This is a genomic window from Arthrobacter sp. D1-29 (assembly GCF_054130585.1).
Window position 1 is genome coordinate 45,569 of sequence record NZ_CP096383.1, and the last position, 18,706, is coordinate 64,274.

Annotated in this window: 15 protein-coding genes and 1 pseudogene; 9 read left to right on the plus strand and 7 right to left on the minus strand. The window is 65.5% G+C overall.

Going from position 1 to position 18,706, the window contains the following annotated elements; genetic code table 11:
• The first annotated feature begins 134 nt into the window (after positions 1-134).
• Positions 135-1,538 carry a flavin monoamine oxidase family protein gene (locus M1E17_RS00240; protein WP_457964599.1) on the plus strand — a complete coding sequence of 468 codons (1,404 nt, stop codon included), beginning with the start codon at positions 135-137 and terminating at the stop codon, positions 1,536-1,538.
• A 165-nt stretch (positions 1,539-1,703) separates the two neighbouring features.
• Complete coding sequence (locus M1E17_RS00245) at positions 1,704-3,008, plus strand: BNR-4 repeat-containing protein (RefSeq protein ID WP_457964601.1); 1,305 nt, start codon at positions 1,704-1,706, stop codon at positions 3,006-3,008.
• Here M1E17_RS00245 and M1E17_RS00250 read toward each other — a convergent pair.
• Positions 3,002-3,613: a DUF6919 domain-containing protein gene (locus tag M1E17_RS00250; protein WP_457964603.1), complete on the minus strand. Its 612-nt coding sequence runs from the start codon at positions 3,611-3,613 to the stop codon at positions 3,002-3,004. The genes M1E17_RS00245 and M1E17_RS00250 overlap by 7 nt on opposite strands.
• Positions 3,614-3,685: 72 nt before the next feature.
• Positions 3,686-4,645, minus strand: a complete 960-nt coding sequence (locus M1E17_RS00255; RefSeq protein WP_457964605.1) for a helix-turn-helix domain-containing protein — start codon at positions 4,643-4,645, stop codon at positions 3,686-3,688.
• 125 nt (positions 4,646-4,770) lie between these two features.
• Between M1E17_RS00255 and M1E17_RS00260 the strand changes: the two genes are divergently transcribed.
• Entirely contained in the window at positions 4,771-5,814 is a 1,044-nt protein-coding gene (locus tag M1E17_RS00260; RefSeq protein WP_457964607.1) for an NAD(P)-dependent alcohol dehydrogenase, read from the plus strand.
• Positions 5,815-5,996: 182 nt separating this feature from the next.
• Entirely contained in the window at positions 5,997-7,472 is a 1,476-nt protein-coding gene (locus M1E17_RS00265; protein WP_457964609.1) for an ALF repeat-containing protein, read from the plus strand.
• Between the two features lie 91 nt (positions 7,473-7,563).
• Here M1E17_RS00265 and M1E17_RS00270 read toward each other — a convergent pair whose 3' ends face one another.
• The gene (locus M1E17_RS00270) at positions 7,564-8,142 is read right to left on the minus strand and encodes a hypothetical protein (RefSeq protein WP_457964611.1); all 579 of its coding nucleotides are present in this window, start codon (positions 8,140-8,142) and stop codon (positions 7,564-7,566) included.
• Between the two features lie 300 nt (positions 8,143-8,442).
• On the opposite strand from M1E17_RS00270, the gene M1E17_RS00275 reads away from it, so the two are divergent.
• The 4 genes from M1E17_RS00275 (at position 8,443) to M1E17_RS00290 (ending at position 13,492) form a co-directional block, all read left to right on the plus strand.
• Positions 8,443-9,201 (plus strand): LamB/YcsF family protein, encoded by a 759-nt coding sequence (locus tag M1E17_RS00275; RefSeq protein ID WP_457964613.1) that lies wholly within the window; start codon positions 8,443-8,445, stop codon positions 9,199-9,201.
• Positions 9,198-10,895 carry a 5-oxoprolinase subunit B/C family protein gene (locus tag M1E17_RS00280; protein ID WP_457964615.1) on the plus strand — a complete coding sequence of 566 codons (1,698 nt, stop codon included), beginning with the start codon at positions 9,198-9,200 and terminating at the stop codon, positions 10,893-10,895. Before M1E17_RS00275 ends, M1E17_RS00280 begins: the two co-directional genes overlap by 4 nt.
• Positions 10,892-12,655 carry an acetyl/propionyl/methylcrotonyl-CoA carboxylase subunit alpha gene (locus M1E17_RS00285; RefSeq protein ID WP_457964616.1) on the plus strand — a complete coding sequence of 588 codons (1,764 nt, stop codon included), beginning with the start codon at positions 10,892-10,894 and terminating at the stop codon, positions 12,653-12,655. The genes M1E17_RS00280 and M1E17_RS00285 overlap by 4 nt, the downstream gene beginning before the upstream one ends.
• Positions 12,656-12,802: 147 nt before the next feature.
• Positions 12,803-13,492: a GntR family transcriptional regulator gene (locus tag M1E17_RS00290; RefSeq protein WP_457964617.1), complete on the plus strand. Its 690-nt coding sequence runs from the start codon at positions 12,803-12,805 to the stop codon at positions 13,490-13,492.
• A gap of 122 nt (positions 13,493-13,614) precedes the next feature.
• Here M1E17_RS00290 and M1E17_RS00295 read toward each other — a convergent pair whose 3' ends face one another.
• The 4 genes and pseudogenes from M1E17_RS00295 to M1E17_RS00310 form a co-directional block, all read right to left on the minus strand.
• On the minus strand, positions 13,615-14,439 hold the full coding sequence (locus M1E17_RS00295; protein ID WP_457964618.1) for a putative hydro-lyase: 825 nt from the start codon (positions 14,437-14,439) through the stop codon (positions 13,615-13,617).
• A gap of 6 nt (positions 14,440-14,445) precedes the next feature.
• Complete coding sequence (locus tag M1E17_RS00300; RefSeq protein ID WP_457967914.1) at positions 14,446-15,681, minus strand: NRAMP family divalent metal transporter; 1,236 nt, start codon at positions 15,679-15,681, stop codon at positions 14,446-14,448.
• A 185-nt stretch (positions 15,682-15,866) separates the two neighbouring features.
• Positions 15,867-16,870, minus strand: a pseudogene (locus M1E17_RS00305) (IS481 family transposase).
• 109 nt (positions 16,871-16,979) lie between these two features.
• Positions 16,980-17,369 carry a DUF5997 family protein gene (locus M1E17_RS00310; protein WP_457964620.1) on the minus strand — a complete coding sequence of 130 codons (390 nt, stop codon included), beginning with the start codon at positions 17,367-17,369 and terminating at the stop codon, positions 16,980-16,982.
• Positions 17,370-17,464: 95 nt separating this feature from the next.
• Here M1E17_RS00310 and M1E17_RS00315 point away from each other — a divergent pair, with 95 nt between their 5' ends.
• On the plus strand, positions 17,465-18,211 hold the full coding sequence (locus M1E17_RS00315) for a LysR substrate-binding domain-containing protein (protein ID WP_457964622.1): 747 nt from the start codon (positions 17,465-17,467) through the stop codon (positions 18,209-18,211).
• Positions 18,212-18,706: the final 495 nt, after the last annotated feature.

The following is an 18,706-nucleotide window of genomic DNA, read 5'->3' on the forward strand; positions in this document are numbered from 1 at the left end:
TGGCCTTTCGATGGGTTCTCCAGCATTATTCCACCAGCCTCTTCCGGAGCATGGCGCGAACCGCTATAGTTCTAATAAATGAATGGCATTCATTTAGTGGTCCGCATCACTCACGTGGCCACAGGGAGGACATCATGCTGAACCTTAACCGCGACGTTGTGGTCGTGGGAGCCGGGCCCTCCGGCCTGACCGCCGCCCGTGAACTGAAGAAGGCCGGCCTGAGCGTTGCCGTGCTGGAAGCCCGTGACAGGGTGGGCGGCCGCACCTGGACCGATACCGTGGACGGCGCCGTGCTGGAAATCGGCGGCCAATGGGTCTCGCCGGACCAGACCGTGCTGCTGGAGCTGCTGGAGGAACTGGGGCTTAAAACCTATTCGCGGTACCGCTCCGGCGAGTCGGTCTACATCGGTGCCGACGGCAAACCCGTCCGCTACTCCGGCGACTCCTTCCCCGTGGACGCGGCCACCGCCGTCGAGATGGACAAGCTGATTGGCCTGCTGGACGGGCTGGCCGCCGAAATTGGCCCCACCGAACCCTGGGCGCACCCGAAAGCCCGGGAACTGGACACCATTTCCTTCCACCACTGGCTGCGGGCCAATTCGGACAACGAGGAAGCCTGCAACAACATCGGCCTGTTCATCGCCGGCGGCATGCTGACCAAGCCTGCGCACGCCTTCTCAACACTGCAGGCAGTGCTGATGGCGGCCTCTGCGGGGTCCTTCACCCACCTCACTGATGAGGACTTCATCCTGGACAAGCGGGTGATCGGCGGGATGCAGCAGGTCTCGCTGCTGCAGGCGCAGGAGTTGGGGGACGACGTGGTCCTTAACAGTCCCGTGCGCAGCATTAACTGGAGCACGGATCCCGACGGCGGCAGCGGCGACCGCTACCGGGTCACCGCCGTTTCCGAGCGGGCAACTGTCAACGCGCGGTTTGTGATCATGGCCGTCCCGCCGAACCTCTACTCGCGGGTTTCGTTCAATCCGCCGCTCCCGCGCCGGCAGCACCAGATGCACCAGCACCAGTCGCTGGGCCTGGTCATTAAGGTGCACGCCGTCTACAGCACGCCGTTCTGGCGGGAGCAGGGGCTGTCAGGGACCGGCTTTGGCGCCGGTTCCCTCGTCCAGGAGGTCTACGACAACACCAACCACGGCGATTCCCGCGGCACGCTGGTGGGGTTCATTTCCGACGAAAAGGCCGACGCCGTCTTCGAACTGGGTGCTGAGGAACGCAAGCGGGCAGTCCTTGAATCGATCGCCGGGTTCCTGGGGGACAAGGCCCTGGAGCCGGAGGTCTATTACGAGTCGGACTGGGGCTCGGAGGAGTGGACGCGCGGAGCTTACGCCTCCAGCTATGACCTGGGTGGCCTGCACCGCTACGGCAAGGACCAGCATGCGCCGGTGGGGCCGATCTACTGGTCCTCCTCAGACCTTGCTGCCGAGGGCTACCAGCACGTGGACGGTGCCATCCGGATGGGCAGGATCACTGCTGCCCGTATCTGCGAGGTTGCCCGGGTGGCAGTGCCGGCAGGGGTCTAGTCCGGGGCAGTCGCACAGGCAGAGGGGCAGATACAGAGCGTGGCCGGGCAGGCGTGAAAGCGGCTGCCCGGCTGTTCTGTTTCCATGACCCCTGGCTGGTGAACAGGTCGTGTGGCTAGGATGGTCAGAACGCCTTTTTGAATCGATGCAATCCTGAGGATTCCAATGACTGATGCTCCTATCCGCGTCAACGACAACGGCGCCTGGTGCTGGTTCCAGGACGAGCGGGCGCTGATCGATCCCGGGAACAACACGCTCCTGGTGGGCTCTGTGGCCGCACCCGAGGGCCCCGGCGGTTCGGCCAGGGGCGGAAATATCGAGGTTGCCGTGCTGGACCTGGGCACAGGGGAGCGGCGGGTGCACGTACTCCATGAGCGGCTTGAATCGGATGACCACAACGCCCCTGCGCTTCTGATCCGGCCGGATGGGCGCTACCTCGCGATGTACGCCAAGCACAAAACAGACAACTATTCCCGCTGGCGGGTGTCCGTCCGGCCGCATGATGCCAGCGAGTGGAGTCCGGAACAGAGCTTCGACTGGACAGAGCTGGCCGACGGCCGGGGTGCAACCTACTCCAACCTGCACCGGCTGTCCGCGGAGGCGCTGACCTACAACTTTGTCCGCGCCGTCAATGATGATCCCACCATGATGGTCTCCGGCGACGACGGCAGCACCTGGAGCTACGGGGGCAAGCTTTTCACGCGGCCCAAAGTGGGGTACGTCAACGGGTACACCCGGTATTCCTCCAACGGCACGGACCGGATCGACCTGATCACCACCGACCACCATCCCCGGGATTTCAACAACAACATCTACCACGGCTACCTCCAGGGCAACGCGCTGCATGACACCACCGGGCGGGTGGTCAGCAAACCCGTGATCGGCTCGGCCGGTGTCTCGCAGACCGAACTCACCACCATTTTCGCCGCCGGAAGGGAGCTCGACGGCGACGTCCTCACCCACGGCTGGACAGCCGATCTCCGAAGGGACGGCACCCAGCTCGCGGCGATCATCACCTGCCGGGCCAACGACGTCAACGGCCCCCTCGAGCGGAACCAGCAGCTCGACGTCGACGATCACCGCCTGCTCTACGCGCGGTTTGACGGTTCCAGCTGGGCGCTTCATCCGCTTGCCGTGGCCGGCCCCGGGTTCCTCCCGCACGAGCAGGACTACACTGGGCTGGGAGCTGTGGACCCTTACGACCTGGACCACGTTTACATCTCGGCCCCGGTGGATCCGCGCTCCGGCCGCGCCACCGAACACTACGAGATCTACTCTGGGCGTACGTCCGACGGCGGCGCGGGCTGGGTCTGGGAGGCTGTCACTGAGGGGTCCGCCGTCGACAACCTGCGGCCGATGGTGGTTCCGGGAGACCCCGCCGTGCACGCGCTCTGCTGGTTCACGGGATCCATGAGGTCATCGCAGGCGTTTGAGACAGAGATCGTGGCGGTGGTGAATCGCTGCTACTGACGGGACGCCAGTGACGCCAGCGCGGAAAGCACCGCGGGCAGCAGAACGTCGCTCCTGCCCCACACCGGGTCCAGGATCTCCACGTACCAGGAATCGGCCAGCAGGAGCGCCAGGGTTTCGTTGGTCTCATCCGCCCAGCCCCGGATCTGTTCCTCACTGACCGGGTTTTCGCTGGTGCCGAGCACCGTGACCACCTCGGTTCCGGACAGCGTGACAGGGATCGCCGCGCTGCTGGCCTCGCCGGGTGCGTGTACCACTGTGACAAGATCGGACCGCGTGGACAGGGACAGGAGCTCGGCGGCTGCGTCAGCGCTGCAGAAGCCCGTGACATATTCGCGCTGGACGTGTGCTCCGGACCGCAGGCCCGGCTGGGACTCCTTGGTGAACAGCCCGTTCCGGTTGAGCGCGGCCAGTGCCAAAGCTATGTGGCGGGTTTCGTCGTCGTAGCGGGCTGTGAACGTGGCCGCCTGGTACTCGCTGCTGCCTTCCAGCCACCGGGCGGTCAGCTCGCCGGCCGCCTCCAGGGTTACTGCCTGGCGCCACACCTCACGGTCCGCCAGCAGCCTGCCGAACTCGTCACGGGTTTTCGTTTCTGTTGGCTCCATCTTCGGATGCTACCGCCGTCCGGGCACCACGCTCCACCGCGGAGACACAGCGCTTAACGTCAGCCTTAGCCGTCAGACAGCCGGGTTTTGCCGGCTGCCCGGCTCCGCTGCTTCCGTTGCTTCCGTTGCTTCCGTTGCTTCCGCGGCAGCTGCTTCGGCGGCAGCCGTGGCCGCCCAGCTGGTCAGGACCTTGATGCGCTCTTCGTTGGTGGTTCCCGGTTCGGCGGTGTAGACGCTGAGTTCATGCATGGCCCGGGGGAGGCTCGGCAGGGAGAGGGGCTGGTAGGTCAGCTCCAGGTCGCCCACCACCGGGTGACGCAGGCGCTTGGTTCCCTCGTGGCGGAAGCGGATGTCATGCGATGCCCAGAGCGTTCGGAACTCCGGGCTCAGTGTGGACAATTCGCCCACCAGTGCGCGAAGGGAGGCGTCGTTGGGATCACGTCCGGCTTCGGCCCGCAGCAGAGCAGCTGTGACGGCGGCGCCACCTTCCCAATCCACGTAGAAGTCCCGGGCCGCGGGGTCAAGGAAGTGGAAGCGCGCGAAGTTCGCGTGGCCGTGGGCAGCGGCGGTGCTGCTGGCGAACATCGGCGCATGAAGTGCACGCCCCAACGGATTGGTGGCCAGAATGTCGAGGCTGCCGTTGCGGAGGAACGCTGCGGACATCGTCATGGAGTCGAGCAGCCATTGGACCGGTGCCGCGACGTCGGCTTCTTTGCGGCGGGAACTTGGGCGGCGGGCGGGGTTGGCAGCCCGCGCCAGTTCGAAGAGATACAGGCATTCCTCGTCGGTCAGGTGCAGTGCGCGGGCCACTGCCTTCAGGACATCCTCCGACACACCCCTGATATGACCCTTTTCAAGGCGGGCATACCACTCCGTGCTGACCCCGGCGAGAACCGCCACCTCTTCGCGGCGCAGCCCGGGAACGCGCCGCCTGGTGCCTGCCGGCAGCCCCACATCCTCAGGCCGGATTTTGGCGCGACGGCTGGCCAGGAAGTCCCGAATGTCGGCGCGGTTGTGGGGCTGGTTGTCCATAAAACCACGATAGCCCCGGTTCACGCGGATAAAGGGGGGAGAGCTTGTCCCCCTATAAACGGAGCCTTCTTCGGCCGCCGGAAACCGGGTGAGATGGAATCAGGCCAACGACAAACAGGAGAATCATGCTTTCCGTTAATGCTTACGCAGCCCCGTCCCCCACCGGTGACCTGGGCCCCACCACCATCGAACGCCGCGACGTCGGGCCCCATGACGTGCTGATCGAAATCAAGTACGCGGGCATCTGCCACTCTGACATCCACACCGTGCGCGGAGACTGGGGACCCCAGCAGTACCCGTTGGCCCCCGGCCACGAGATCGCAGGGATCGTCACCAAGGTGGGCACCGAAGTCACCAAACATGCCATCGGAGACCGCGTTGGCGTCGGCTGCATGGTCAACTCCTGCCGTGAGTGCGCCAATTGCCTGAAGGGCGAGGAGCAGTACTGCCTGAACGGCATGATCGGCACCTATGGAGCCGAAGACCGCGACGGAACCGTCACCCAGGGCGGCTACTCCACCCATGTGGTGGTCACCGAAGACTTCGTGGTGCGCATCCCTGAGGGGCTGGACCTCGCTGCTGCGGCGCCGCTGCTCTGCGCCGGGATCACCACCTTCTCCCCGCTCCGCCGCTGGGGTGCCGGACCCGGCAAGAAGGTTGCCGTCGTCGGCCTCGGCGGACTCGGGCACATGGCCGTCAAGCTCGCGTCCGCAATGGGCGCCGAGGTGACCGTCCTCTCCCAGTCCCAGAAAAAGCAGGAGGACGGGCTGCGCCTGGGCGCCGACAGCTACTACGCCACCAGCGATCCCACTACGTTTGAACAGCTCGCCGGGACGTTTGAGCTGATCATCAACACGGTCAGCGCTTCGATCGACATCTCTGCCTACCTCCAGCTGCTGACCCTCGACGGCGCCCTGGTGAACGTGGGCGCCCCCGCCGAGCCGCTTCCGGTCAACGCCTTCGCCCTCATCATGGGCCGGCGCTCGTTTGCCGGCTCGATGATCGGCGGCATCCGTGAAACGCAGGAGATGCTGGACTTCTGTGCCGAACACGGACTCGGCGCGGAAGTTGAAGTCATCCCTGCCGGCAAGATCAATGACGCTTACGAACGCGTCCTGGCCTCCGACGTGCGCTACCGCTTTGTCATCGACACGTCGACCCTGAACTAGCCGGGAATCACCTCCGACTGATCGATCTCTTGGGCGGTTTTCGGGGGGGGTCAAACGTGGTGGTCAGGGAGGGGTCCATCTGCAGATAGAATGCCTTTGACCACCCAGGTTCAGGCTCACGGTTTCCCAGGATGCCACAGCTGCCGCTTCGCAGGGTCGGCTTCATTTCTATTGGGGGAATCTTGATCACCGTTCTGCACCGCGCCCTGCGCCAATTCCTGTCTGCGGCCCTAGCTGTTGGCGTTGTGCTGGCACTCGTCATCGCTGCCGTACTGATTCCCTCCACAGCGGCGCACGCTGATTCTGAAGGCGAGGACCGGGTACAAACCACCTACCTCATCGAAAGCGAATGGCCGCGGGTCAGGTTGGCGGCGCAGAAGGCATTGGATAGCAATTCACCAGTAGTGATTCGGGAGTTCCTCCGTTACGGGCAGTATCTCGCGGCTGCCATGGACCAGGAGGAACAGGCCATCCTCCTGCTGACGGGAAACGCAGAGTCTGCCAGCCTCGAAGCGCAGTCGCAGAGGCTGGCTGCCGAAAGCTTCCTGGTCCAGGCGAACGATCCCCAGCGCGCCATCGCTGCCGCTGCGTCTGCCAAGACGGCGGCGGAAGCCGCACGGGCGGCAGCGGGGAAGGCAGCCGAGGCCGTGAAAGCCGCCCAAGTAACAGAGCAAGCTTCCCGGGCGGAGGAGCATGCGCGGTTCCTGACTGATTGGGCCTTCCGAACAGCTGAGGCCAAGGCTGCCAACCTGGTAGAAGATGCCCGGCTGGCCGCAGAAGCCGAAAGCAGGATTAACAACCCGGAACCCTATCCAACGGATGAGCAGATCACGGCTGACAGGCAACGGACGTATCAGTACCTGGCTACGGGCACCCCGCACGTCCAGTCGTCTGCAAAGAAGGTCCTGCTGGGGAATGATCCCCTTCTGGTGCGCTCATTCCTGGTGGAAGGTGTCTTCGCGGCCGAGGAATTGGACAACAGGATTTTTGCCTACGCGCTGCTTGAAACGGGCGGTTCCGAAACAAGGGCCGGCGCTGATGTCGCCATAGACGGGACGCGGGAAATGGTCCGCACTTTTGTCCAGACCGAGCAGTTCCGGTTGGCAGCGAGGGACCAGGAAAAAGCGGCCCACGTGATGGGCATCCAGGCACGAATTTTGGTCTCCAAAAACCTTGCAAGCCAGGCTGCGTCGGACGCCGCAGCCGCCGAAGCAGCGGCTGCCGCGGCAGCCACACTGGCGGCGGCTTCCAAAGCAACCAGCACACCTTCCAGCCAGACCGGAACGGCCATCAAACAGGCACCGGCTCAGGGCAGACTTGGCCTCACGGGTGGCACCGCCCTGAACACAGGACTCTTCGGTGCAGCCTCCTCCCCGGAGCTGCCTGCACCGGCTGAGGCCGCTGCCCCCGCGGAGCTGGCGGAAACCCCAACGCCTGCTGCAGCCGCTGCCCCTCCGGCGGGCAAAACATCCTCCGGAACGGGCGATGCCGATAAGAAGGCGGCCGATAAGAAGGCGGCTGCACCGCAGGCCAGCGGGACGCAGGCAAGCCAGAATACCGGGCTTCCTCTGTGGGCCATCCTGCTCGGCCTGGGAGTGTTAGTACTGGCGGTTGCTTGCAGCATCCTTGTCCTGCGCCGCCGCAGGATTCTGGCCTAAACAGCACGGCCCTAGTGGCACCCGCCTAGGGGCACCGGCTTAGCAAAACCAGCCAGCCCCGTGGCCGGCAGGTGTTCGCTGCCGCCCAGCCTTAGTGTCCGTTTGCCGGGATGCCTGCTGCCTTTTCCGCGGCGGCGAGGGCCTGCACAAGCCGGGTGACGGCGGGCGGGTACCCTTCGTGGCGTACCGCCCGCAGCTCCTCCGCATCACGCATAGCCCTGATCAGGGCCGAGGTTTCGGGCATCCGGACATCGGTGATAGCGGGGTAGTCGATGCACAGGGCAGGATCGAGTTCGTATCTGCGCCAGCGGGCCAGCAGTTCCTCATGCTGTGCCTGTGCTGCCTGGTGAACGGGCTGATCCAGCCGCCGCTGCCTCCTGAGCTGCTGCCAGGCCAGAACCCGGGGGCTGTACCGGTAGGAGGCGATACCCGCGGCCCCACCAACAACACTCAGCAGCAAGCCGGACAACGGGGATTCCAGCGCCGGGATCAGAATGGCCGGAACCGCCACAACGGAACCCATAAAGACGTCCCAAAACATGGTGTCTGAGGTTCCGTCGGCCTGCAGCATAGCGTGGCGGCGGACGGCGAACACCGTGCCGGCCACCGCGGCCACCAGCAGGGCACCCCAGAAAAGGAACGGCCCCACCGTGAGAAGCAAGAACTCCATTGCGGCTGGCACCACGGCACCTCCATGCATCAGGGCCTGGCCCAGTAATCCAGGCTACTGCTTCCATTTCAACCCCTGGAAAGACGGCGGTCAATGGCCCTGGTGCGGTGCCTCATCAGACCGTAGCCGACGGGGACTTTCCCGCTGTTCGCCCACGCGCTGATCTGGCCTTGTTTGCACATCAGAACCCTGACAGGGCGGATCCGCGAACAAGCCCTCGATTCACCCGCCTAGATTGTTGAACAATCTGAGAAAATCAGGCATGATGGGTGGAGTAGCCAACCTGAGACGAGGGTCACAATGCCATTCATCGATCTGAACAGCGACGTCGGAGAGTCCTTCGGCAGCTGGACCATGGGCGACGACGCGGCCATCTTCCGCCACGTTTCCAGCGCCAACGTGGCCTGCGGCTTTCATGCCGGTGACCCCACCACCATCGCCAGGACCTGCCGCGACGCCGTAGCCGCAGGCGTGACCATTGGCGCCCATGTGGGATACCGGGACCTTGCCGGATTCGGCCGCCGGTTCCTGGACTGCTCAGCCACCGAACTCGCAGATGACGTGCTGTACCAGCTCGGGGCACTGCAGGCCCTGGCGAAGGCCGCGGGCTCGGAGATCAGGTACGTCAAACCGCACGGCGCCCTGTACAACACCATCGTCCATCACGAGGTGCACGCCCAGGCGGTGGTGGATGCCGTCCACGCGTTCGGTGCCGAACTTCCGCTGCTGCTCCTGCCCGGTTCTGTGGCGCTGCGCAAGGCCGAGTCCCGCGGGCTCCGGGCGGTGGCGGAAGCCTTTGCCGACCGCGCCTACAATCCTGACGGCACCCTGGTGTCCCGCCGGGAAGAAGGCGCGGTGCTGCACGAGAACGACGTAGTCACCAGAAACATGGTGCGCCTGGCCACGGAGGGCAAAATCGTGGCACGGGACGGCTCAGTCCTGGCAGTGCACGCCGACAGCATCTGCGTGCACGGGGACACTCCGGGCGCCGTAGCCATGGCTGGAGCAGTCCGTGCGGGGCTTGAGGCGGCCGGTGTCACCGTGCGGAGCTTCGTATGAGCATCACCGGGGTGCGCTGGGCCGGGCCGCGCGCATTGCTGGTGGAGCTGACGGACCTTGCGTCAGTGCTCGCCTTCCATCACCGCGTCCAGTCGGAGCCCTTCCCCGGCCAGCTCGACGCCGTCGCTGCCGCCGCCACAGTGCTGCTGAAATTCGCCTCGCACCGCCAGGCGCTGACTGCGCGCGCCGCCGTCGAACATTTCCAGCTGGACGCCGTCGAGCAGGACGGCGGCAGGGAGGTCACCATTGAGGTGGTGTACGACGGCGAGGACCTCGCCGAGGTGGGCAGGCTCACCGGCCTCGGGCCCGACGGCGTCATCGCGGCGCACACAGGACAGGTGTGGACGGCTGCCTTCGGCGGCTTCGCCCCCGGCTTCGCCTATCTGGTGGGCGAAAACGACAGCCTCACCGTTCCCAGGAGGACGTCACCGCGCACCGCTGTACCGGCCGGCTCCGTCGCACTGGGCGGTCAGTTCTCGGCCGTGTACCCGCGGCAGTCCCCGGGCGGCTGGCAGCTCATCGGACGGACGTCTGCAGTGATGTGGGATCTGGACAGGGAGCAGCCCGCCCTCATCCGCCCCGGCGACAAAGTGCGTTACGTGGCCGTGAACAGCGCCGCTGCAGACAGTGCCGCTGCAGACCGGGCGGCGGGTGTGCCCGCAGCAACCCCTGCCACCGCGGATCCTGCCCAAGCGGATCCTGCATTGGGTGCTGCCGGCACCCGGGACGAAGGGGTTTCCGGACTGGAGGTCGAGTCACCAGGATTGCAGTCACTCCTCCAGGACCTGGGCAGGCCCGGGCTGGGGGACCTGGGTGTTTCCGCGGCCGGGGCGGCGGACCAGCGGTCAACCCGCCAGGCGAACAGGCTGGTGGGGAACGAACCCGGAGCCGCCGTCATTGAGAATCTCCTCGGCGGGCTTTCCGTCAGGGCCCGGGGGGACCAGGTTCTCGCGACGTCAGGCGCCAGCGTTCCGCTGGAGATCCGTTCCGGGAAGGGAATGGTGCTGCGGCGCCCCGCCGGCTGTGCTCCCTTTGCCCTGCTCGACGGCGAAAGCCTCACCCTGGGTGCGCCGTCCCTGGGGCTGCGCAGTTACCTGGCAGCCCGCGGCGGTTTCGACGTCCCGCAGGTGCTTGGCAGCAGGTCGAGCGACACCATGTCCGGTCTGGGTCCTCCTCCGTTGAGTGCGGGAACGCTGCTGCCGGTGGTACCTGTCGACGGCGTCCGCCCGGTGGGTGAGCCCGAATCCTCCACGTTGCGGCTGGGACCAGGAACGGCAGAGCTCCGGGTAACGCCGGGCCCGCGGGATGACTGGTTCACCGCGGCGGCCGTCCAAGCCCTCTCCGGCCAGGCCTGGCAGGTCACGGACCAGTCGAACCGGATCGGCGTCCGGCTTGTTCCCGAAGCCGGGGACGGCCGGTCCCTTGAACGCAGCCGCGCGGGCGAACTCGCCAGCGAGGGCGCCGTGGCGGGTGCGCTGCAGGTTCCGCCGAGCGGGCATCCTGTCCTCTTCCTGGCCGACCATCCGGTGACTGGCGGCTATCCGGTGATTGCCGTCGTCGTGCCCGAAGATCTTCCGACGGCGGCGCAGCTGCCGCCGGGCTGCCGGGTCCGGTTCACTCTGGTGGACCCGGCCACCCTCGAACCCCTTGAACCAGCCGCCAGCGGCATCATTTCAGAAGGAATCCCGTCATGAAAAAGGTCCTGATCGCCAACCGCGGCGAGATTGCCGTCCGCATCGCCCGCGCCTGCTCCGATGCCGGCCTGCAGTCCGTTGCCGTGTACTCGGATCCCGACGCCGACGCCCTCCACGTGCGGCTGGCGGACGAAGCCTTCGCGCTGGACGGGTCCTCGGGCGCCGAGACCTACCTGGACATCGGGAAGATCATTGGCGTGGCCCGCCGGGCAGGGGCAGACGCGGTGCACCCCGGATACGGGTTCCTGTCAGAAAACGCGGACTTCGCCCAGGCGGTGATGGACGCCGGGCTGACGTGGATTGGACCCACACCCCAGTCCATAAGGGAACTGGGCAACAAGGTGACTGCCCGTGACATCGCCGTGCGGGCCGGCGCGCCCTTGGTGCCCGGCAGCGACGGTCCGGTGGCCAACGCCGACGAGGTCCTGGCCTTCGCCCAGGAATACGGCCTGCCGGTGGCCATCAAAGCTGCTTTCGGCGGCGGCGGGCGCGGGCTGAAGGTTGCCCGGCGCCTTGAGGATATTGAGGACGCCTTCGAATCGGCGGTCCGCGAATCCACCGTGGCATTTGGCCGCGGGGAGTGCTTTGTGGAGCGCTTCCTGGACCAGCCCCGCCACGTGGAAGCCCAGGTCCTGGCGGATACGCACGGCAATGTGGTGGTGCTGGGCACGCGGGACTGCTCCCTGCAGCGCCGCAACCAGAAGCTTGTGGAGGAAGCGCCCGCCCCGTTCCTTACCCCCGAACAGCGCGCCCAGATCCACGCCTCCGCCAAAGCAATCTGCCGGGAAGCCAACTATCACGGTGCCGGAACCGTGGAGTACCTGGTGGGCAAGGACGGCATCATCTCCTTCCTGGAAGTGAACACCCGGCTGCAGGTGGAGCACCCCGTCACCGAGGAAACGTCCGGTGTGGACCTGGTCCGTGAACAGTTCCGGATCGCCGCCGGCGGCGTCCTGCCCTTTACGGAGGATCCGGAACCGCGCGGTCACGCCATCGAATTCAGGCTGAACGCCGAGGACCCGGCCCGCGGTTTCCTTCCCGGTCCGGGCACCGTGGAGGCCTTCGAGCCGCCCACCGGCCCCGGCATCCGGGTGGACAGCGGGGTCCGTTCAGGATCGGTGGTGCCCGGCCACTACGACTCCCTGCTGGCCAAGCTCATTGTGCACGGCGAGGACCGTCCCCAGGCCCTGCGCCGGGCCCGGGCCGCCTTGGACGAAATGCAGATCAAGGGCCTGCCTACCGTGCTGCCGTTCCACCGGGCCGTGGTGCGCCACCCAGATTTCCTGGCCGAAGACCGCCTTGGCGTCCACACCACGTGGATCGAGAACGAGTTTGCCGAACCCCTCGCCGCGTCGCCGGAGATTGCCCGTACCGCGCCCGACGCCGCGCGGAACACCATCACGGTGGAGCTGGACGGAAAGGCGGTGCAGCTTGGGCTGCCGGCCAGGCTCTATGAGGCTTTGCTGAGTGGCGGCGGTGGTTCGGGGGCGCTTGCCGGTTCTGGCTCCGTTGGGGCTGGGCTGTCCGGAGGTTTGGTCGGGGCCGAGGACACCGGCCTCACCTCGCCGATGGCTGGGTCGCTGGTGAAATGGCTGGTGGAGAGCGGTGATGCTGTGGTGGCCGGGCAGCCTGTGGCGGTGCTCGAGGCCATGAAGATGGAGACCACCGTTGCCGCCCACCGGTCAGGCACTGTGGCCAGGGGCCCGCAAGAGCCGGGCACCGCCGTCGGGCGTGGAGACGTCCTGGCCAAAATCAGCTGACGACCCCCACCCCTCACATGGAGTTTTTGTCCAGATATAGCGACTTGCCCACGTTGTAAGTCGCTACAACTGGACAAAAACTCCGGCGGGTGCCAGCGGAAAGGGCGGGTGCACTGATCCATCTCCCGCTTTAGGTAGATTGGGATCATGCCCATGAACGCTGCACTCCAAGGGATCGCCGACGGCGACCATGCAACCCACGCCCACACCGGGGCGTGGGTTGCCGGCGTGCTGCGCGCACGCATCTCCGCCGGGCAGCTTCCGCCCGGGACCAAGCTGTCCGAGCAGAAGCTCTCAGAAGCCCTGGGCGTTTCGCGGAACACGCTGCGGGAGGCGTTTACGGTATTGGCTGGCGAGTCGGTGGTGCAGCGCATCCCCAACCGCGGCGTGTATGTTGCCGCGCCGGATGCGGAGGATGTGCGCGAGATCTACCGGGTGCGGCGTCTGATCGAACCCGCGGCGGTGCTGTGGGGCGAGAAGACAGAGGGAGTCCTGGACCGGCTTGACGCGATCATCGCGGGGGCCCGGGAGGCCCTGGCCGCCGGCTCCATTCCCGGCATGGCGGACGCCAACCAGGAACTGCACAAGGCGCTGGTCTCACTCTCCGGCAGTGCCTCCTTGGATGAGCTGATGGAAAAGGTCCTGGCCGAGATGCGCCTGGTTTTCCATGCCATGGCCACCACTCCTGATTTCCACAGCCACTATGTGGAGCGCAACGCGGCCCTGGTGGCCCAGATCCGCTCCGGCCAGCGTGAAGAAGCGGCCGCGGAGCTTCGCCGTTACCTTGACGCCGCCGAGCAGGAGCTGCTGGCCCACATCGGCGCCGTCCCCGCCTGACCCTCTGAAACGCAGCAGTGCCACGGCTCCGGAGACGGAACCGTGGCACTGTATAGAAGTGGCACTTTGCGGAAGCCGCAGAAGCCGCAGGAACTGCAGAGGCGGCAGCCGACAGGCAGGGGCTAAGGCACCAGGTAGCTACTGTCCCTGGCGTCGGTGATCAGCATGTGCCCAGGAGCATGCCCAATGGCCAGGGCCGGCCTGGACTCCATGACGGCGGCCTGCGGCGTCACCCCGCACGCCCAGAACACAGGCACATGGCCGGCGGGGATGTCCACGGCATCGCCAAAGTCCGGGCGGCCAAGGCTGGCAATGCCGAGCTCGGCCGGATTCCCCACATGCACGGGTGCACCGTGGACTGCCGGATACCGCGAGGTGATCCGGACGGCGTCGGCCACCTGAGACGCCGGAACGGGCCGCATGGACACCACCAGGGGTCCGGCCAGGGAACCGGCCGGTTCACAGCGCACCGCGGTGCGGTACATCGGCACATTGACCCCCTGGTCGATGTGGGCCACCCTGATGCCGTTCTCCTGGAGGGCAGCCTCAAACGTGAAGCTGCAGCCGACAATGAATGTCACCAGGTCATCGCGCCAGTAGCCTGAGATGTCCGTGGGCTCGTCCGTCTTTTCGCCGTCGACGTACACGGCATAACGGGGAACGTCGGTGCGCACATCGCCGCCGGCCAGCAGCGCCCCGGTGGTTTCGCCGGCGTCGAGCACTCCCAAAATGGGGCAAGGCTTCGGGTTGCGCTGCGCGAACAGCAGAACGTCGAACGCCTGGGCTTTGGGAACGATGATCAGGTTGGCCTGTGCGTATCCGGCGCTCCAGCCGGAGGTGGGTGTCACCAGGCCCGACCTGAACAGTGCGCGGGCCTGGGACGGCAGCAGCGCTGCCGGATTGTGGGGAAGTTCGACGCCGGCAGGAAGGTTTGTTGAAACAGTCACCGTCGCCTAGGCCCACAGCTTGGCGAGGCCGGCCAGTGAATTCCAGCCAAGGAACAGGGTGAGCAACCAGGCCAGGACGCCGATGATGAGCAGCCATTTGGGGTAGGCATAGCCCTGCATAAGATCGCGGCGCCGCCAGGCCACCCACAGCAGGAGGGCGAAGCCCACGGGGAGGATCAGGCCGTTGAAGGCACCGGCGAAGATGAGCAGCTGCTGTGGTGCCTGGCCGATGAGAAGGAAGGCGACAGCACAGAAGGCAATGAAGCCGACGGTGATGAGGTTGCGGGTGCGTTCCTTGGTGGAGGACTTCGTGACAAAGGAAACGGAGGTGTAGGCGGCGCCGATCACCGAGGTGATGGAGGCGGCCCAGAGGATCACGCCGAACATGCGCAGGCCCACTTGGCCGGCTGCGGCTTCGAAGGCCGAGGCGGCAAGGTTGTTGTTGGCCAGGGCCACACCGCCTGCCACCACTCCGAAAATTGCCAGGAAGAGCAGGACGCGCATCACGCAGGTCACCAGGATGCCCAGGATGGAGCTTCTGGTGATCTCCTTGACGTGCTCCACGCCGGTCGCGCCGGAGTCGAGCATCCGGTGCGCGCCTGCGTACGTGATGTAGCCGCCGATGGTGCCGCCGATGAGGGTGGTGATCACCAGGAAGTCCACTTTCTCCGGCATTACTGTGTTCCGGAGGGCCTCACCCAGGGGCGGGGCCGAGACGATGGCCACGTAAAGGGTCATGAGAATCATCAGTGCGCCCAGGATTACGACGATTTTGTCGAGTGCCACGCCTGCTTTTTTGCTCAGGAAGATCAGGATGGCAATGACAGCGGAGATGGCACCACCGAGCTTGGGATCCAGCCCCATCATGGCGTTGGTACCCAGGCCGGTACCGGCGATGTTGCCGATGTTGAAGACCAGGCCGCCCAGGAAGACCAGGCCGGCGAGGAACCAGCCCACACCGGGCAGGACCTTGTTGCCGAGCTCCTGGGCCCGCATCCCCGAAACACCGATGACTCGCCAGACGTTGGTCTGCACCGCGATGTCCACGAGGATCGAAACGAGGATGGCGAACGCGAAGGCAGCCCCCAGCTGCACAGTGAACGCTGCCGTCTGGGTGATAAAACCTGGACCGATTGCGCTGGTTGCCATGAGGAACATGGCTCCCAGGAGAGCCGAGCGCCTGCCGGCTTTCGTTGTGCTTGGTTTGAGTGTTGCCGTACTTTCCACAGGAGCCGTCCAAATGGGTGCGGGTGACCGTAGTCACAGGATGGGGTGTCACGGGCAACACTACAGACTGTTGAACAATCTTGGCAAGAGATTGTTCAACAATGATTAAGTTTCTTTCCCACGACGATGTCCGCTCCCTCGGGTGTGGACGTTGCACGCAACTCAAGCATGCGCCGCCCGGAGAAGCCCGGCTAGCTGTACTAACCCGGTTGGTTGATAACGCGGCTGACCGGTGAGGCGCCTTTGAGTGCGGTGTGAGGCCTGCGCTGATTGTAGTACTCGATGAAGTCTGGGTAACAGGCTTGCCGTGGGCTTCGGAGCCATAGGATCTGGCGTAGGCCCACTCCTCTTGGAGGATGCGGTTGAAGCGCTCGACTTTGCCATTGGTTTGGGGTCGGTAGGGCCTGGTGCGTTTGTGCGTGATCCCGGCTTCGGCCAAGACAGCGGCGAAGGAGCGGGAGCGGTAGCAGGAGCCGTTGTCGGTCAGCACTCGCTGGATCCTGACGCCCTGGGCGGCGAACGCGGCGATGGCGTTGCGCATGAACGCCGACGCGGTCTCCTTGGTTTCATCGGGCAGGATCTCGGAATAGACAAACCGGGAATGGTCATCCACTGCGTGGTGCAGGAACGTGTAGCCCCGGACCTGGCCGCGGTCCTTGGGTCGGCCTTCGGCGAGGTTCCTTGCCCGGGAGTTCGCTTCGCCCCGAACCCTCCCCTGGACGCGGTGTCCGCCGCCGTGGGGGATGCGTCCGAGCTTCTTGATGTCCACGTGGATCATTTCGCCCGGCCAGGCATATTCATACCGTCGGGCGCGGTCCCGGCCGCGGACCCTGATCCCTGTGGCCGGATCGGTGAAGCGCAGCGGCGGGCAGAGGTACCGGGTCAGGATGCGGTGAACCGTGGAGACGTTCAGGTGCAGGTGGTACGCGATCCGCGCCGGACCCCAGCGCCTGTTCACCCTCAGTCCGAGCACCCGCCGCTCAGTCCGCATCCGGGTTTGGTGCGGGCACGTCAGGGGCCGGCTCCTGCGATCCTCAAGCCCCGCCTCACCGAACTCCCGGTAGCGGCGGGACCAGCGCGCGGCCGTCGGGACAGAAACGTTGAACCTCTCCGCTGCCCGGCGCAGCGGCCAGCCATCAACCACAATGCACCGGGCCAGCTGCAGACGCCCTGAATGAGCCAAAAACGCGTTACGGTGGGACACGAGGACCTCCTGGTTTGTGTTCGCTCTCGACAAGCACCACACAACACCCGGAGGTCCTCTTATTGCGTCAAATCAATTCCCGTGTCACGAACCTGCCGGGACAGTACAGCTAGCCCTTCTTGGCCGCCTTCTTGGCGGCCTCGTCCTTTACGCGCTGGGCCTCGGCACGCACAGCGGCGTGCGTGGCGCGTTCCGTGACCAGCCACTGCGGAGGAGCCTGCAGCAGCGCGGTGATTTCGGCCGTCGTTAGTGCTTCCTCAACACCGCCGCGGGCCAGGCCGCTGATGGAGACGTTCAGCTTCTGGGCCACCACGGGGCGCGGGTGCGGGCCGTTCCGGCGGAGCTCGATGAGCCACTCGGGCGGATTGGACTGGAGTTCGGCGAAATCTGCGCGGCTGATGGTTGAATCCTGGAACTCCTGCGGTGTTGCGGGCAGGTAGATGCCAAGCTTCTTGGCAACGGTGGCCGGCTTCATGGACTGGGAGTTATCAGAGGTCATGGTTCAAGGGTATCCGGGTCACTGCCCCCGGGGCACCAGCACCGTATCGCCCCGGACACCGTACTGACGCAGCGTGCGGGCGGTACTGTGAAGACGTGCCCGCTGACATTGACTCCCAGAACCCCAGCTCCTTCGAAACTTCCGCACCTGAGGCCCCGCGGGTGCTGCGGTTTGCATACGTGGCCGGAGTTACTCCGGGGAAGTGGATCCGCCGCTGGGAAGAGCGCGTGCTGGATATCCCGCTGCAGTCCTTTATGACCGACGACGGCGCGCAACTGGAAGTGTTGCGGGACGGCACCGCCGACCTCAGCTTTGTCCGGCTGCCGGTGGAGCGCGAAGGCCTGAACGTCATCCCGCTCTACGAAGAGCAGCCGGTGGTGGTTGCGCCCAAAGGCCACGAAATTTCAGTTTTTGAGGAAGTGGCCCTGGCTGACCTGTCCGAGGATACGTTCCTGGACGTCGCGGCACTTGGTGGCCCCGAGCAGGCACTTCAGGTTGTCGCGACGGGCGCCGGCCTGGCGATCCTGCCCATGTCCGTGGCGCGGCACTTCAACGTCAAAGACACCGTTGCGCGCCGGCTTACAGGGGCGCCCGTGACAGAGATAGCGCTGGCATGGCCAAGCGGATCCGAGGACGAGATCATCGAGGAGTTCATCGGAATAGTCCGGGGACGCACGGCGCAAAGCTCCCGGCAGCCGTCCGCGCAGCAGGAGAAGCCCAAGAAGGAACCCAAGCCGGACCGGCGCGGCACCGGCGTCAAGAAGCCAAAAGTGGCGCAGCGATACGCCCCCAATCCGGACAAGGGCCGGGGCAAGGGCTCGCGGAAAAAGGGCAAGCGGTAGTCGTTCGGCGTCGGAGCTGGGGGCTGTCGTGGTTCAACCTTCTTTTACGAGCGCGGATTGGCATCCGTATGGCCGATCTGGTTGTGCCACAGGCTGTTGCACAATTGCCTTAGGCTGTCAGGTTTCGATCTAAGAGTTTCTCGGCCCGTCGTCAGAAAAGTGGAATTCAACCCTACTCTGACGGCCTCTGGAGTCCCTGCCTGACGTCAGGTTGGGGTGTAGCTCACCAGACATCGCATTCCGATGGTTTTCGGTTTTTCGCGCGCGCCTGCACTGGCTGTCCAGAGTCCTACGCAGCCATGATCTGGTGGGGTGGGTCTTTGTCAGGGTGCGGCGGGCTTCACGGTCCTGACCGGTAGGGGACCCATGTTCGGGCGAGGTGAGCGACCATCTCGTCTCGCGCCGGTTGTGGCAGGCAGCAGCGAATGGCCTGGAGAACGGATCAGCACGCTCGCATGGCTTCTGGGGTTTTACATGGCGCGTAAACCATGGTTC

Excerpts from the sequence above, each read along its gene's own strand:
- M1E17_RS00240 (WP_457964599.1), top strand. The coding sequence starts at position 135 with ATGCTGAACCTTAACCGCGACGTTGTGGTCGTGGGAGCCGGGCCCTCC.
- M1E17_RS00245 (WP_457964601.1), top strand. The coding sequence starts at position 1,704 with ATGACTGATGCTCCTATCCGCGTCAACGACAACGGCGCCTGGTGCTGG.
- M1E17_RS00250 (WP_457964603.1), bottom strand. The coding sequence starts at position 3,613 with ATGGAGCCAACAGAAACGAAAACCCGTGACGAGTTCGGCAGGCTGCTG.
- M1E17_RS00255 (WP_457964605.1), bottom strand. The coding sequence starts at position 4,645 with ATGGACAACCAGCCCCACAACCGCGCCGACATTCGGGACTTCCTGGCC.
- M1E17_RS00260 (WP_457964607.1), top strand. The coding sequence starts at position 4,771 with ATGCTTTCCGTTAATGCTTACGCAGCCCCGTCCCCCACCGGTGACCTG.
- M1E17_RS00270 (WP_457964611.1), bottom strand. The coding sequence starts at position 8,142 with ATGGAGTTCTTGCTTCTCACGGTGGGGCCGTTCCTTTTCTGGGGTGCC.
- M1E17_RS00275 (WP_457964613.1), top strand. The coding sequence starts at position 8,443 with ATGCCATTCATCGATCTGAACAGCGACGTCGGAGAGTCCTTCGGCAGC.
- M1E17_RS00280 (WP_457964615.1), top strand. The coding sequence starts at position 9,198 with ATGAGCATCACCGGGGTGCGCTGGGCCGGGCCGCGCGCATTGCTGGTG.
- M1E17_RS00285 (WP_457964616.1), top strand. The coding sequence starts at position 10,892 with ATGAAAAAGGTCCTGATCGCCAACCGCGGCGAGATTGCCGTCCGCATC.
- M1E17_RS00290 (WP_457964617.1), top strand. The coding sequence starts at position 12,803 with ATGCCCATGAACGCTGCACTCCAAGGGATCGCCGACGGCGACCATGCA.
- M1E17_RS00310 (WP_457964620.1), bottom strand. The coding sequence starts at position 17,369 with ATGACCTCTGATAACTCCCAGTCCATGAAGCCGGCCACCGTTGCCAAG.